Source organism: Bacillus fonticola, assembly GCF_012955605.1.
Lineage (GTDB): Bacteria > Bacillota > Bacilli > Bacillales > JC228 > Bacillus_CG > Bacillus_CG fonticola.
Genome location: NZ_CP052135.1, coordinates 2,289,146 through 2,305,173 on the forward strand (window position 1 = coordinate 2,289,146; position 16,028 = coordinate 2,305,173).

At 41.1% G+C, this 16,028-nt stretch carries 14 protein-coding genes; all 14 read right to left on the bottom strand.

The annotated features are described in order from the left end of the window. Positions 1-676: 676 nt before the first annotated feature. On the bottom strand, positions 677-2,467 hold the full coding sequence (gene pnpS, locus HHK01_RS11315) for a two-component system histidine kinase PnpS (protein ID WP_170007897.1): 1,791 nt from the start codon (positions 2,465-2,467) through the stop codon (positions 677-679). Beyond that, a complete protein-coding gene (locus HHK01_RS11320; RefSeq protein WP_170007898.1) occupies positions 2,464-3,183 on the bottom strand; it encodes a response regulator transcription factor in 720 nt (239 codons plus the stop codon). Before HHK01_RS11320 ends, pnpS begins: the two co-directional genes overlap by 4 nt. A gap of 130 nt (positions 3,184-3,313) precedes the next feature. Next, positions 3,314-3,790: a MaoC/PaaZ C-terminal domain-containing protein gene (locus tag HHK01_RS11325; RefSeq protein ID WP_170007899.1), complete on the bottom strand. Its 477-nt coding sequence runs from the start codon at positions 3,788-3,790 to the stop codon at positions 3,314-3,316. A gap of 177 nt (positions 3,791-3,967) precedes the next feature. Next, entirely contained in the window at positions 3,968-5,155 is a 1,188-nt protein-coding gene (locus HHK01_RS11330; protein ID WP_170007900.1) for a mandelate racemase/muconate lactonizing enzyme family protein, read from the bottom strand. A gap of 89 nt (positions 5,156-5,244) precedes the next feature. Continuing rightward, positions 5,245-5,460 (bottom strand): glycerate kinase, encoded by a 216-nt coding sequence (locus HHK01_RS11335; protein ID WP_170007901.1) that lies wholly within the window; start codon positions 5,458-5,460, stop codon positions 5,245-5,247. Between the two features lie 39 nt (positions 5,461-5,499). Beyond that, positions 5,500-6,033 (bottom strand): 2-hydroxycarboxylate transporter family protein, encoded by a 534-nt coding sequence (locus HHK01_RS11340; protein ID WP_170008765.1) that lies wholly within the window; start codon positions 6,031-6,033, stop codon positions 5,500-5,502. 173 nt (positions 6,034-6,206) lie between these two features. Further along, entirely contained in the window at positions 6,207-7,316 is a 1,110-nt protein-coding gene (locus tag HHK01_RS11345; protein ID WP_170007902.1) for an IS4 family transposase, read from the bottom strand. A gap of 102 nt (positions 7,317-7,418) precedes the next feature. After that, on the bottom strand, positions 7,419-8,246 hold the full coding sequence (locus tag HHK01_RS11350) for a 2-hydroxycarboxylate transporter family protein (protein ID WP_170007903.1): 828 nt from the start codon (positions 8,244-8,246) through the stop codon (positions 7,419-7,421). A 118-nt stretch (positions 8,247-8,364) separates the two neighbouring features. After that, complete coding sequence (locus tag HHK01_RS11355; RefSeq protein ID WP_170007904.1) at positions 8,365-9,426, bottom strand: tartrate dehydrogenase; 1,062 nt, start codon at positions 9,424-9,426, stop codon at positions 8,365-8,367. 198 nt (positions 9,427-9,624) lie between these two features. Then, positions 9,625-10,290, bottom strand: a complete 666-nt coding sequence (locus HHK01_RS11360) for a GntR family transcriptional regulator (protein WP_170007905.1) — start codon at positions 10,288-10,290, stop codon at positions 9,625-9,627. Positions 10,291-11,101: 811 nt separating this feature from the next. Beyond that, positions 11,102-11,635, bottom strand: a complete 534-nt coding sequence (locus HHK01_RS11365) for a UPF0236 family transposase-like protein (RefSeq protein ID WP_228027743.1) — start codon at positions 11,633-11,635, stop codon at positions 11,102-11,104. Positions 11,636-12,210: 575 nt separating this feature from the next. After that, a complete protein-coding gene (gene mdh / locus HHK01_RS11370) occupies positions 12,211-13,149 on the bottom strand; it encodes a malate dehydrogenase (protein ID WP_170007907.1) in 939 nt (312 codons plus the stop codon). 94 nt (positions 13,150-13,243) lie between these two features. Continuing rightward, entirely contained in the window at positions 13,244-14,512 is a 1,269-nt protein-coding gene (gene icd, locus HHK01_RS11375; protein WP_170007908.1) for an NADP-dependent isocitrate dehydrogenase, read from the bottom strand. 192 nt (positions 14,513-14,704) lie between these two features. After that, positions 14,705-15,823 carry a citrate synthase gene (gene citZ / locus HHK01_RS11380; protein ID WP_170007909.1) on the bottom strand — a complete coding sequence of 373 codons (1,119 nt, stop codon included), beginning with the start codon at positions 15,821-15,823 and terminating at the stop codon, positions 14,705-14,707. Between the last annotated feature and the right edge of the window lie 205 nt (positions 15,824-16,028).

The window sequence follows — 16,028 nt, forward strand, 5'->3', positions numbered from 1 at the left end:
GAAAAATGTTCTTTGGCTGTAGAGGCGCTTTTTGCCTCAAAAGACGAAGGTTATTTTCAGACGGGAGCAGACCGCTGTAGCTAGACACGTCTCACCTGCCTCGCTGATCCCGCAGGACAAGGAGGAAAGGCTAAGGGCGCCACGTCTTGTGGCAACGCCTTTCTGACCCACGTCCTGTGGGCCTCCGCTCCAATCAACGAACAGATAGTGGTTTACAAAATTCCCTTATTAAGTCGTGAGTTCAGTACTAAACAAGGAAATGTATGTGCACTTTTGAAATGCACTCAGTATCTACTTCGTGCGATGTAAAACCAGCGTAGGAAATACACGTAGACTCCTGCGGGAAAGCGAAGATGGTGAGACCCCGCAGGGAGCGTACTTTGCGAACGAGGAGGCTCAGCTCGAGCCCGCGGAAAGCGAAGTGTATTTCCGGAGCGATATTCAGGCACTATGAATTTGCATTACGTCACATCATGAGATTACTGTATAGTAAAAACAACAAAGGATGCGAAAAGAGCCAATACAAAAAACGAGAGCGGGGTGGGCTCTCGTTCTTTGCTGGCTCGCTTGGATAAAGGGGGTTTTCACTTATAGAGTGTAGCAACAGATTGTGAAGCTACCATAAACACAATGTTAAAATCATGTAAAGGAAGCGAAACTTAGTATACTGATGCCCCTATGATGGGTATGTCTCCTTTTCCTCAGGCCCGTTTTTTTTAAGACTAATGACAAAGGTAGATCCCTCGTCAACTTTACTAAATACATCGATAAAACCATTATGAGCATCAATAATATGCTTGACGATGGCTAGACCTAGTCCCGTTCCGCCAGAGTGACGAGAACGGGCTCTATCTACTCGATAAAAACGTTCAAAGATTCTCGGAATTTGCTCGATTGGAATCCCCATGCCCGTATCTGTTACATAAATGAGCACTTCTTCCTCTTGTTCCTCTACGGAAACCGTGACAGACCCGTTTTCGCTCGTATACGTAATTGCGTTGGAAACGAGATTCACAAGTACTTGCTGCAAACGATTCCGATCACCAATCACTGTATACGTTCTATTCAGTTTACTTATTTCCAATGAGATTGACTTTTGTTGAGCCCGTGGCTGGACAATGTGTACAACATCTTTTACGAGTTCATTAATAGAAACTTCCCCTAATTGTAGGGTGAATCCGTACTTCTCAATTTTGGAAAGCTCCAATAATTCTTGGATGAGCGTTTGCAAGCGATCACTCTCTTTCAAAATAATAGAGAGAAAGTGCTCTAACGTCTGTTCATCATTTTTTGCCCCATCCAAAAGGGTTTCCGCAAACCCTTTTATGGATGTAATGGGTGTACGCAACTCATGGGATACATTTGCGACAAAGTCTTTACGAATTTGCTCGAGGCGCTTTAAGTCTGAAATGTCGTGTAGCACGAGCACCACCCCACGCCATTCATCTTTGTGACCTAAAATTGGGGCTCCGTATACATCAAAATGTCGACGCTCAATGCCGATTTCCAATGTCACTTGCGTTCGTATTCGCTCTTCTAAAAGGAAAATCTCTTCAATGATTTTTTGAATCTCTTTCATTGGAATGGCGTCGTAATAGAGACGATAAAGCGTCTGATCTGTATGAAGGTGCATCGATTCTTTAAAAGGCTTATTCATAAGTTGTATGTACCCTCGGTGATCCATTAAGACTAAACCGTTACCCATATTTTCGATAAGCGTCATAAGGCGTTGGTGTTCCGTCTCTTTCGAGGAAACCATATCCTGTAAGTTTCTCGCTAAAATATTAATAGAGGTATTCAACATACTCGTCACGTCGTTTTGTTGAAATGTCTCATACGTGCGAGCAGAGTAGTTTCCCTTTGCGAGCTCTATCGCCACTCGTGCCGCAGAATCAATCGGCTTTGTGTACCTTGTCGTAATACGTGAAGACAGGTACATAATGAGCGCAAGGGCAGTAGCGAGACTAATAGAAATGACCCACCAAATGTTGCGATAAATCTCCTGCAGCTCTTCAATACGCGTACTCACCACGACGACACCCTCATCTTCTCCGATGCCATTCCAATAATAGTATACATCGTAGCCGCCTTTGATGGATGAAATTCCGGCGTCTTTTCCTGCTTTGTAACTGTTTAATACATCTACAATCATCGCTTGATGTCTTTCGTTATTCAATTCGGTCAAAGAACCATTATCAAAGAATATCTTGCCTTGCCGATTTGCCACGGTTAGGCGAGCATCAAGCTTTTCAGAGAACCTTTGTAAATTTTGTCGACTCATTTCGTTCAAGCCGCCCTCCTGCTGAATAACTTCACTAATGAGAGCACTTTCTACTTGTAGGCGAGCATTGTACGAATCCACATAATTGGTCTTGAATAGTTGACCGAGTAAAAGACCTAATGCCACGAACACCATCACAATCGAGAAGGAAAAAGCAAATAAAAGCCTCACACGGAATTGATTCATCCGTCTTTCGGCTCCTCCAATTTGTATCCGAGTCCTCGTATTGTCTTAATATACACTGGTTTTTTCGTGTTTTCTTCAATCTTCTCCCGTAAATGGCTCACATGAACGTCAACAATGCGAGTGTCACCAGCAAAATCGTAATTCCATACAGCACTCAGCAATTGATCCCGGGTCATCACGCGCCCTTTATTTTGGAGAAAGTAACATAAGAGTTCGAATTCCTTCGGTGTTAACTCTAATAACTTGTCCTTAAAGTAGGCTTCATAGCGATCTGGATACACAACTAAATCCCCGATAGAAGTTTGATTTACATCTTCTGTGGAAACATCAGAAATCCTGTTTTGCTGGTACTGGCTACGGCGCAAAATTGCTTTAACGCGGGCGATGACTTCACGCGGACTAAACGGCTTTGTCAAATAATCATCTGCACCAAGTTCCAAACCAAGCACCTTGTCAAACTCGTCATCCTTTGCAGTTAACATTAAAATAGGAATAAACACTTTCGCTTGACGCAGTTCTTTGCACACTTCCATACCGTCTAACTTCGGCAACATTAAATCGAGTATCATTGCATCGGGACATTCCTCAATGGCAAGATCCCGTCCTTCCTCGCCATTCGACGCAGATAACACCTCAAATCCTGCCTGCTCTAAGTTGTACGTTAACAGCGTGACAATTGATGGTTCGTCATCTACTACCAGAATCCGCTTCTTCATCGCATCCTCCATCTACCAAGTGTTCCCCTTTTGAACCCTTATCCTCGTGACTATTATAGTGTAACAGTACGGAAAGCCCAAGTAATGAATTTCTCATCACAAAAAAACACCCCCAAAAAGAGGTGTCTCGTTAAAAATTATCAAGAATCCGTCCATCCATCGTTTGCGTTTCGCAAGGTGGTTGTACAGTAAAAGAGGCTGATAGCACTTTTTCCTCTTCCTCATTCCAGGCGCTCGCTTCAACGATGATGGTGCACGCATCTTCATTTTTTTCCATAACCTTAAAATCAAATCGCACCGTCTCGTAATGATAAACCGGTTGATGAAATGTAATGGTTTGGGCTAGCACATGGCTCCCTGGACCAGGCAAATACTTCGACAAAGCTGACGTGCAAATTCCTGTTAGCATCACCGCTGGAACGATTGGCTTTTTCCAAGTAGTTTGCGAAGCGTAATCGTGCTGAATATAAAGCGGGTTTGCATCGTTAGTTAACCCGAGATAGAGCAAAAGATCTTTATCCTCAATCTTTTCTGTGAGTGAAAGTTTCTCCCCTACTTGGATGTCTTCAAATCGTCTCCCAAGTTTGCGCTTTTTCCCTAACAACATGTCAGTCCCCCTAAGAAAACGGTTTCATCTATAGATAGAGTATAGCACAGGGGGTTTCGCTTGTTCAAAATGTTCGTGCATTTTCCTAAGGAGTAAGCAGTTTGGTAATAAAGACGAATACATCGTAAATAAAATTGCTTTAGTGGTACTAACTGATATGACGAAATTCAGTACTATTTATTGGTCCACAATTGAACCATCTACATGTAATCTTGTGTTTATATCTCTACGTTTAAAAGGAAACTTTTCTTGAACACCCTCTACTAAATCTATTCCGATCCCGGACTGTTCTGGTACATCAATGAATCCATCTTTAGAAGTTGGTACCCATGTCACAATATCACTTTGTTTAAAGTCATCTTTTGATAGTGAATTTGAACTTGTAAACTTTTCCGTTGCAGCAGAGGTTTGATGGTTGGGGAGCTCTAGAATTGCTAGATTCTCTGTTGCAACAGCGACTTGAATACAAGCGGCAGTACTAACTGGACTTAATGGATTATGCGGAACTATTTGCACCCCATGGGCTTCCGCAATTGCTGCAATTTTCTTGGTACCTGTGATACCTCCACAAAGACATACACTCGTTCTTGCATAAGACATTGCATTTCTAGAAAATAGCATTTCAAATTCTTGGATTGTATGAATTCTTTCACCTGTTGCAATCGGCACATGAGTTTTACTTGCTACAAGTGCCATTGTGTCAAAGTTATCTGGGGTAACCGGGTCTTCTAAAAAGAAAGGACGATATTGTTCAACGGCACGTGCAAATGAGATGGCTTCTCCATGTTTCATTCTTCTGTGTAATTCAAGACACAAGTCCACCTCGTCACCAACAGCTTGCCTAATCATCCCCACTCGGTCGGCAGCTTGGTTAATCATCTTTGCATAAGGAAGAAAGTAAGGTTTGCTTCTCGGTTCGTCAAGGAATGGGGATAGATGGCCAATTGCTGTATACCCAAGCTCTTTTGCCTGCACACAATTCTCCACAAGCTCCTCTGTTGTCTCTCCCATCACATGATAATACGTTCTGATCTTATCTCTACACTTGCCTCCCAATAGTTGATAGGTGGGAACATTGAACCATTTTCCTGCTATGTCCCATAGAGCTATATCAATAGCACTTATCGCCCCCATAATTGCCGCTCCTCTAAAGTGAAAAGAGCGGTACATGTATTGCCAATGATGCTCGATCTCCAAAGGGTTCTTCCCTATTAAATATGTTTTAAAAGAGTTGACCACTTCTTCTGAGGCATTCAAGAATCCCCAAGCACCAGACTCACCTATTCCAGTAATGTTTTCATCCGTTAAAACTTTTACATATAAAAAACGGTTTACAGGAATAACTTGTATATCTGTAATTTTCATATACTTTTTCCACCTTTCAGGATTGTAGCTTTAATCAAACGAAACAGCTGATTGTTAGTAAACTTTAAGTTTCCAAAAGTAGTAGTTGATTAAATCGCTTCATCTAATGACATCGGCGCTTCTCCTCCATCGGTCAATAGTAGGGGTAGGGAGATAATGTCTGCATCTTCATAAACCTCTTGAATCCCTAACGAGATGGCTTCGCTTTCTTTAATAGATGAAATACTCCCTTTAAACGAATCAATCGCTATAATACTTTCATCCCAATCATTCCTTAATTGAAACTTTTTAAAGTAGAGAGGCATTATCTATTAAACAACTAGATAATGCCTCTTCAAAAGTACCTACATTAAAAAGGGAGCCAAAAAGGAGAGTATAATTAGCATCAATGCTCCACCAATTCGTGAGGATATTTGTAAAAATGGCATTAACCCCATTCGTTCAGAAGCACTAAGTACTGCTACATCCCCTGAACCTCCCATATCAGCCATCCCGAGACCAGCACCAATTGCAGATTCTACAAAGTAAAAGCCAACTAGTAAACCAGCAAACCCAGCGGCTAATACAGCAATTATTACCGTTATAATGGTCAAACTAATATAGCTCGGATCCATCACGATGGCCATAACACTAGAAAAGTCAACCATTCCCGCACTTATAGCTACTAGAATAGCAGGAACCCATGCTCTCGTAATTAAGTCATACCAATGCTCTGCACCTTTCTCAATAGAAGCTGGTAAGAGGTTAAATATCTTAAGTACTGCTGCTCCTAATATAATCCAAACATAAGAGTGGAACATCGGAATTAAATCAGCAACAATCTTACCAAAGACATAAACGGTTGTAGCAATAATAATACCGATGATGAGAGTGTTTATGGAAAACCACTAGCGTTGCATAAAACAGAAATACAATATTAATTTAAATATTCTGAACTATATCTAACTCTGAAATTGCGAAAAAGACAAACATCATATAAAGGTGACGCTGTCCATTTGGTAATAAATGTATTAAAGTCCTCTGGCTTTTTGTCCGACCAACATATGTATATTCATGTAGGCAGCATGACTTCAGTTAATTCGCTATAACTGGAGAAAACGAGCGCTCTGAGCTTTGTGAAAATTTGATACATCGTAAGCTTGGTTTTACTTTCAAGCTTCACAAGTACTAGTAAACTGTATGCAATCATGGCGATATAAAGCTGATTCCACGCAGCCTGCTCGGTGCGGCCATGAATATGATTTACCTGTAAATGCTGTTTCATCCACTTGAACTGTAACTCGATCTGCCATCGGGAACGGTATAACTCTGAGATGTCATGTGCCGATAAATCAAAGCGATTTGTGATAATACGATAAAATTTCCCTTTTTCATCTCTGAATTCAATCAGACGTAAATGATGCTTCATTTTGTTTTGTTGAGAGCCAATTTTAACGAGTGATTCCCGTATACCACCCTGGTCAAGGTGATCGTAGATCACTTCCCTATAATCCACAACTGTATTTGATTTGATTCTTGTCGCGAAGTAGATACCCTCTTTACACCAAGCATCAAATAACATGAAATCAAAGTAACCACGATCAAAAACGTATGTCACACCTGGTTCAGTTATGAAGTGCCGCCATTCTTTGATATCTGAACGTTCGGCAGGGGAAACCGTCAGCTTTGTTGGTAGAACATCGCGTTCGTTGATAAATTCCACAAGTAAATGTAGTTTTAATCCCGACTTGGTTTCTCGAAATTTAGCCCACTTATAAAGGTTTAGGCTAAGCGGAACAGTAGACGAATCAAGCAATTGTACGTTTGGTATCGTACGCTTATGTCCGGATGACACTGTGCGAATTTGCAGGATTAAGGACTGCCAAACTTCTGAAAGAATCGTAGAGTCGACATGCCTATTTTTCCTAGATAGCTGTGATGGACTGATATGATCCAACCCGATTTCCTTTTGGAAATCTTTCATCAACAGATCGTCGCTAATCGCTCTTAAACCGCTGCGGTTTTGGAGTTGCGCATACAAAAACAGAAGCACGTAACGCTTTGTTGTAAGCTTTTTTGTATAGCGATCAAAAGATTTATCATGTGACATTTCATCGAATAAGGTACTTTCTAAGGGCTCTACCCATTTACCAAATGAAGTTAATAGTGTAAACTTGTCCATGCTGAATTCCTTTATAGTGGATTTGGACAGGCTACCACCTATCCCTCTATTATAAAGGATTTTTTTATGTCTTCTTTAGATGACAGAATTGCCAGAAAGTATTTATGCAACGCTAGTGATGGAAAACGGAATAGTTGCTTCATTGTCACCCGATACACTAAAATTTTGAGATCCATTTTTAGGTCGTAACATTTTTCCATCACCTGAGAAGTTCTTCGGTAATTTCTTTCTCTTACCTAAACCATTTAGCGCTCCAGCAAATAGAATAGTAATCATATTTGCAACCATAACTGCTGGGGCTATTCTTGCTAATATTGTTCCAGCGTCCTCTCCAGTGCTAGCTGCAAAAATCTCTGACATCGGTATGGCACCGGCTGCCATACCACCTCCCATGATTGGACCAACGACATAAAAGATGGTTTCGCCAAACCCAAACCCAGTTAATTCACCAAGAAGCCCCCCAATTAGAATCGCTGACACTACGGCGCTTATGAGAGGAATGATAAATCTAATTCCAACTTTCATTAGCATTGCTCTATCCATACTCAAAATACTTCCCACAATAATCCCTGTTACCGCAAAGTCTGAAAAGCCAATATCATTGTAAAAGCTGTCCGTTAATGTTCCTACACTTTCAGGTAGAATCCCCCAATATAAAAATAAAGCTGGTATTAAGATACAAAGGATGGGGCCACCACCAAACGTACTAAAAACAGGAATTTGGTCTCCAATCCACATTAACAAAATACCTAGAACCATGGAAACGATTAACCCACTTGCAAGGCTTTGAGGAAGAATCTCCATGTAAATAGCAATTAATAATATTATCACCACACCAAAAAAGATAGGAGCATCAATACCAACAATTTTTAACTTTTCTTTTGTGCCCGGTTCAAACCTATCTACATTGCTTTCCATTAAGTTACTCATATCTCAACCATCCTCCTCACTGGATTTTGTTCAGGTGCACACCAGGTAAGCGTTTACAATTTTAGATAAAGGTTAAACCTACTTTTCAATAAATAGGTACCTTTGTTTGATCTCTTTATTAAGCTTTCGCTTTTATACGATTTATAATTTCGTTTTTCACTTCTTCAGTGGTATATTTCCCACCGATGTCAGGGGTTATGATGCCATCTTGGGTCACACTCTCCACTGCATCTAACAATACTTTCCCCATTTCCTCTTCACCAAAGTGATCCAGCATCATCTTTGCAGTCCATATTTGTCCAATTGGATTGGCAATTCCTTTTCCGATAATATCGGGAGCAGATCCGTGGACAGGTTCAAACATGGACGGATACTTGCCGTTGACATTAATATTGGCTGCTGGAGCAATACCAACACTTCCCATGATTCCTGCTCCTATATCTGTTAGGATATCTCCAAACAAATTACTAGCAACAATCACATCGAACCTATCAGGATTCGTTACAAGAAAAGCTGCTAAGGCGTCAATGTGTTGGGAATCGGTATCAATGTCTGGATAGCTTTTAGTAACATCCTTGAAGACTTCATCCCAGAAAGGCATAGAATGAAAAATTCCATTTGACTTAGTGGCACTAGTTACATGCTTTTTACGTTTCGAAGCCAAATCAAATGCAAAGCGCATCGCCTGCTCGGTTCCACGCCTTGAAAAAATGCTATTCTGAATGGCAATTTCGTCTTCACCTTGATAAATCCTACCACCAACAGAGCTATACTCCCCTTCACTATTCTCTCTAACTACAATAAAATCAAAATCCTTTGGGTTTACTAATGGAGACCTCACACCACTTAAGATTTTCGCTGGTCGAATGTTAATTGCCTGTTCAAACTCACGTCGAATTTTTAATAATAATCCCCACAATGAAACATGGTCTTGCACAAGATCTAGGTTACCAACTGCTCCTAAGAAGATAGAATCAAAATCTTTTAATCTTTCAAGACCATCCTTAGGCATCATTTCACCATGCTCTAAGTAATATTCACAGCTGTACGGAAAGCTTGTGAACTTAAATGATAACCCCCCATGAGTATCCGATATTGCATCTAACACTTCGATCGCTGCAGGAACGACCTCCCTCCCGATTCCATCTCCGGGAATTGCTGCAATTCTTAGGTGTTTCATCTTAACGCCTCCTCCTTCTAATCTAAATTCTTAAGCCATTGGTCGACGGTCGACTGCAAGGCTTATATTTCACTATACACATCAGGTAGGATCATAGCAAGTAAATTTTTAGATTATTTAGGTGAGAGGGAATAGTGGGTCTAGTATAAAAAAGAGTTGAATCATCTGCATAGGATTCAACTCTTAATTATCTTCACTTTAACTATCATTGGTTAGCACATGTACTAAATGTTCTATATCCTTTTCTAAATGCTTTATCATTTCATTTGAAGCGGACAGTGCATCTCTATTCTTGATGTAGTAAAGAATATCGTGATGTTGTCCCAAGATATCCTCTGCTCTATTCTTCCCTTTAAAATTTAGAACTCTATAGTAGTGAATTAACCCTTTTAGATCATTTACTTGCTTTTGGATTCTACTGTTATCGGTGAACTGAAGAATTAAAGTATGGAATTGTTCATTAAGTTCAATTATAGTACTGGATCCTTTACATGACTTAATTGCTTTTTCAGTGTTTAATAACAAATTCCCAAGTTCATCCAATTGCGATTCAGTTGCAATTCGGGTTGTTAGATCTACAGCAAATGACTCCAGCGCCATACGGCAAAAATAAATATCCTTTACATCTTTTAGAGTTGGCTCGTATACAACTAATTTTGTATTTTTAATTTCGAGAAGTCCCTCTTTCTCAAGAATCCTAATCGCTTCTCTTACAGGGCTTTTACTAACACTAAACTGTTTTGCCAGCTGTGTTTCATTGATACGCTCACCAGGTTGATATTTCCCATCAAATATCATTTGTTTAATCCTTTGATAAAACTGCTCATAATAAGGAACTTGTTTTTCTACTAAAAATTGGTCCATCTGCTTTCCTAATTCTCCTATCTGTTAACAACAATTGATACATTAAATGATCTAATCTGATCTAACATTGATGAATTAATCAATTGGTTATATGTTTAGTTATTTGACAATTTATCTATTCTTATATTTTAAAGCTACAATGCCTCCATTTAGAAGACTAACACCAATAACCATGCACACCACCCTCTCGCATATTACTCCAATGCTACTGACAACTTGAACGCTAAAATCGGTTGGTTTTTCTTACTCACATAACTTGATAAATCAGAAAAAACCTTTCCATTTAATAAATATCTCAACTTTAGCACCTGAAAAACAATTCCAGAATTTGGTATTGTTCACTCCAGACGCCGTTCAATTGGTTACTTGAACTCTTCAGACACAAAGTAAGATACCGCCTACTATGGTATAGTAACTCGATTGGGCAATTGCTTCGAACAAACGAACATTGGTTCCGCTATTGAGGGTACAGACAGGTAAAAAGGGTGGAATATTACCTAATAGCGGCGGATTGTATGTCCACAAGCACCTCGAGAAGTAGAGAAATCGACGAAATACCGGATCCTATATACGTTATGAGAACCTGCCACCCTTTAATCGGATACTAGTTCCATTATTCAACTCAACTTTAGCACCTAGAATGAGTCAGGTAAAGTCAGTACCACCTATTGATTGAGTCAAGATTTAGCGGGAGTTTTTTTTCATAAGAATTCAGAGTAAATTGTAAAATCCTGTAATCCCACGTCTTATAAGCGTTTTCTGAATTATTGATACTGGTCATCTTATCGCATTTTGCCATTTTTTTAGCTACTCAGTCTCTAAGTGCGGCATACAATGGTTTCGCTACGGACTGCCCGAGTACCGGGATGTTTTGGCGGACGAGTTCCGTTACTTGCTTCGGGATGGATTTCACTTGTCGCGTACGTTTCAGAATACCTTCTGACTTCTCAAGCCTTTCCAGTACGACTCCAACTACGTTTTGAATTGACCATCCATTCAAGCTCGCTACGAAGACGTCCATCATACTCATCACGCCTTGTTCACACCAGGCACGACCCCCTTTAAAGCGCTTCGCAAACACGTTAATCGTACCTTCTGCTCTCCCCATCACTCGCATACCTTTGGTTGTCATGTGTTTCTCTAAACTTAGCCAGATTCGGTAATCTCGGAGTCCTGCTTTATTTTGACGCGTTGTGACGTTTCGGAAGGAGATGGAACAGACCGAGCCGACTCGCTGACGAACGGATTCGTCTCGCTTATCCTTCAAAGCGAATCTCCTTTTGTCCCGGCTCTCTGCTAGTTGCTTGTCTACGTCTTGTAAAACCTCCGTCACTAGATTGCGCATGAACACCCATGCCTACGTCCCATATATGGCGTTAAATCTCTTCCCATTTCAGTCCATCCATAGTATGTTTATTCGTAAGAGTTCTCTCTTTGTGCTTTGGGTTTTGTCGCTTACAAGCATACAGGAGAAGAACTCTTTTTTGCTTCTCAATGCCCCTGAACGAGCTACCGCTTGGTGTCCCCTCTGTAAGGAATCGGAACGGAAGGTCTGTTCCACTTCCCTACAAATGGGCTAATTTTTGGGTTGGGGTGCTCCTACATATATTTTACTCATACCTATTAACACCAATCATCATTAAATTGGATACTGGAGTTCTTCAGAAACAATGTCTTGAAAAATGTCAACACGAAAAAGAAAAAACTCATCTAAAAACATTTGCAGTATTTGATGACCGACCTGCCTAGTGTTATCAAGTTTTATTTTCCGATTTTCATTCTGCGAAAGTTGAATAAATGTAATTTAGTAACCCGTAATAATTTTTGGTAATGGAAGATTTATTGCCGGTAATAATTTTGCACTTTACGCAGAAAAACCAGTTGGTCTCATAGGACGCAACTGGTTTTTTGTTCATACTATTAAGCCAACACGCTCATCACATTTTTAACAGAGTCAGCTGACTGTTGTAATTGAGCTTTCTCTTCGCCAGTTAGATCTAATACGATGATGTCTTCAATTCCATTTCCGCCTAGAATGGTTGGAACGCCAAGGTAAATACCGTCAAATCCGTATTCTCCTTCAAGATACGCGATAGATGGTAATACACGGCGCTGATCTTTTAGGATTGCTTCTACCATTTCAACTAAAGAAGCTGCTGGAGCATAGTACGCACTTCCGTTTCCGAGAAGGCCTACGATTTCTCCGCCACCTTTACGAGTGCGTTCTACGATAGCTTCTAAACGCTCAGGACTGATCAGCTTTTCGAGTGGGATACCACCAGCGTAAGAATAGCGTACGAGCGGTACCATGTCATCTCCGTGGCCACCTAGGACGAATCCTGTAATATCTTTCACAGACAAATTAAGCTCTTGTGCAATAAATGTACGGAAGCGAGCTGAATCCAACACACCAGATTGTCCGATAACACGATGTTTCGGAAATCCAGATTCTTTAAATACAGTGTACGTCATGGCATCAACAGGGTTCGTTAATACAATAATCGTAGTTTCTGGAGAGTATTTTACAATTTCTTGCGTTACACTTTTCATTACCTTTTGGTTTGTTTGGACGAGATCGTCACGGCTCATCCCTGGCTTGCGTGCGATCCCTGCTGTGATAACGACGATATCAGAGCCTTTCGTGTCTTCGTAATTACTAGTACCGACGATGTTAGCGTCAAAGCCTAGTACTGGACTTGCTTCGAGCATGTCGAGTGCTTTTCCTTTTGTTGGGTCCTCCATTTGTGGAATGTCTACGAGAACAACGTCACAAATTTCCTTTTGTCCTAGAATAAAGGCTGTTGTTGCCCCTGTGAAGCCTCCACCGATAACAGATACCTTTTTACGTTTGTTTGCCATGAAGTATCTCTCCTTTTGTGTTTGATGGTATGTAGATTATTAACACTTTGAAAAAGTACCATCCCCAATTGAAAAGGAGACGGTACTTCGTTTCTTACATGTTGTCAATAAGTGTTGTTCCAAATTCAGAACATTTCACTTCTGTTGCACCTTCCATAAGGCGAGCGAAGTCATAAGTAACTGTTTTAGAAGCAATCGTTTTTTCCACAGAGTTCAACACAAGTTCTGCAGCTTCGTTCCATCCAAGGTGTTGAAGTAGCAATACTCCAGATAGAATCACCGAAGATGGGTTTACTTTATCGAGACCAGCATATTTTGGTGCTGTTCCATGCGTAGCTTCAAAGATCGCATGCCCTGTTTCGTAGTTAATGTTCGCACCTGGAGCGATTCCGATACCACCCACTTGTGCAGCAAGAGCGTCAGACACATAGTCACCGTTCAAGTTCATCGTAGCGACTACGTCAAATTCGTTCGGACGCGTTAAGATTTGTTGCAAGAAGATGTCTGCAATTGAATCTTTTACGATGATTTTGCCAGCAGCTTCTGCGTCAGCTTGCGCTTTGTTCGCCGCATCTTTGCCTTCTGCTTCTACAATCCGATCGTATTCTGCCCAAGTGAATACTTTGTCACCGAATTCTTTTTCAGCCAACTCGTATCCCCAGTTTTTGAAAGCACCCTCAGTGAACTTCATGATGTTTCCTTTGTGGACGAGCGTAACCGATTTGCGACCTTCCGTGATCGCGTAGTTAATGGCCGCGCGAACGAGACGGCTTGTTCCTTCTTGTGAGACAGGCTTAATTCCGATTCCGCTTGTTTCAGGGAAACGGATTTTGTTAACACCCATTTCGTTTTGTAAGAAGTCGATCAATTTTTTCACTTCATCAGAGCCTTGTGCATACTCAATACCAGCATAAATATCTTCAGTGTTTTCACGGAAGATGACCATGTCAGTGTCCCCGGGACGCTTTACTGGAGAAGGAACGCCTTCAAACCAGCGTACAGGACGCAAGCAAACGAACAAGTCCAACTCTTGGCGAAGCGCAACGTTTAATGAACGAATTCCTCCCCCGATTGGTGTTGTAAGAGGTCCTTTAATCGCGATGAAATATTCGCGAATTGCGTCAAGAGTTTCGCTAGGAAGCCACTCGCCTGTTTGGTTGTATGCTTTTTCACCTGCAAGCACTTCTTTCCAGACGATTTTCTTCTCGCCATTGTATGCTTTTTCGACTGCCGCATCCAATACGCGTTGTGATGCTGCCCAGATGTCTGGACCTATTCCGTCGCCCTCAATAAATGGAACGATTGGATTGTTTGGTACGTTTAATGTACCGTTTGATACAGTAATTTTTTCACCTTGTGTCAAGTCAGTTCCCTCCATAGGCTTTTGAGAAACGCTCGCATTCATTGTCGGATCGGTAGCGGATGAAAGGCTAAGATAACCACGTCCTGTGGGTCCCCGCTCCTGGCACACCCATTCCTCGACTGACAAGCGTTTTCAATGCGCCTAAAAATTTCATTTCTTATTCCGTTACTTATGCTACCAAAACTAAGCTACTTACGCACGTTTTTCTAGCGGAATGTATGCTTGTTTTCCTGGGCCTGTGTAGTCGGCACGCGGGCGAATCAAACGATTGTTTTCGTATTGCTCTAAAATGTGCGCCAACCAGCCAGATACACGGCTTACGGCAAAGATCGGTGTAAACAAGTCGTGGTCAATGCCGAGGCTATGGTATACAGACGCAGAATAGAAATCTACGTTCGGTGGAAGTGGTTTTTCGCTCGTGACAATTTCTTCAACCTTTGTAGACATTTCGTACCATTTTGTTTCGCCTGTAATATTTGTAAGTTTTTGACTCATTTCGCGTAAGTGTTTTGCACGTGGATCCCCTTCGCGATACACGCGGTGTCCGAAGCCCATAATTTTTTCTTTATTATTAAGTTTCTCACGAATGTAAGGCTCTGCATTTTCTACAGATCCGATTTCAGTAAGCATCTTCATTACTTGCTCGTTAGCTCCACCGTGAAGAGGACCCTTCAATGCACCAATAGCAGCAGTTACGCCTGAGTAGACGTCAGAAAGTGTAGCAACACAAACACGTGCTGTAAACGTAGAGGCATTCAACTCATGGTCTGCATGAAGAATAAGCGCCTTATTGAAAGCTTCCACAGCAATAGCTTCTGGCTCTTGGCCGTTTAGCATATAGAGGAAGTTGGCTGCATAGCCAAGGTCTGTCTTCGGTTGAACAGGCTCTTGTCCTTTACGGATACGAGCAAACGCTGTCACGATCGCAGAAATTTTTGCTTGCAGACGAATTGCTTTGCGGTAGTTAGCTTCTGGCTCCATTACGTCAGCCTCTTCGTCAAACAAACCAACAAGTGAAACGGCTGTACGAAGTGCTGCCATTGGATGAACTGTGTTTAAGTCATATGATTTAAAATGATCAATTACTGCTTGTGGCAATGCCATATTTTGGGCAAGCTGTCCTTTAAGTTCTTCTAGCTGAGTGCTTGTTGGTAGTTCGCGATGCCATAACAAATAAATAATTTCTTCAAAACTTGCATTCTCTGTTAAATCATCAATGTTGTACCCGACATAAGTGAGCGTATCGTCAATGATTGAACTAATTGATGACGTTGTTGCCACTACTCCCTCTAAACCTTTTGAAACCGTCATACCGACAACTCCTTTTATTTCATGTATTTGGGTAGGATCCCCATACGAACCCGCTAAAAATGGGCCAGCTCATAGTACTGTACAAGCATGTTGTCTGAGCGCTTGTTCAACAAACTTCAAAAGAAAATAGCACTCTCATTTGTTCTCTTTACTAGTTCATCTTCCCTATCATTGTATACAAAAAACACCTCTACGAAAAGAAAAT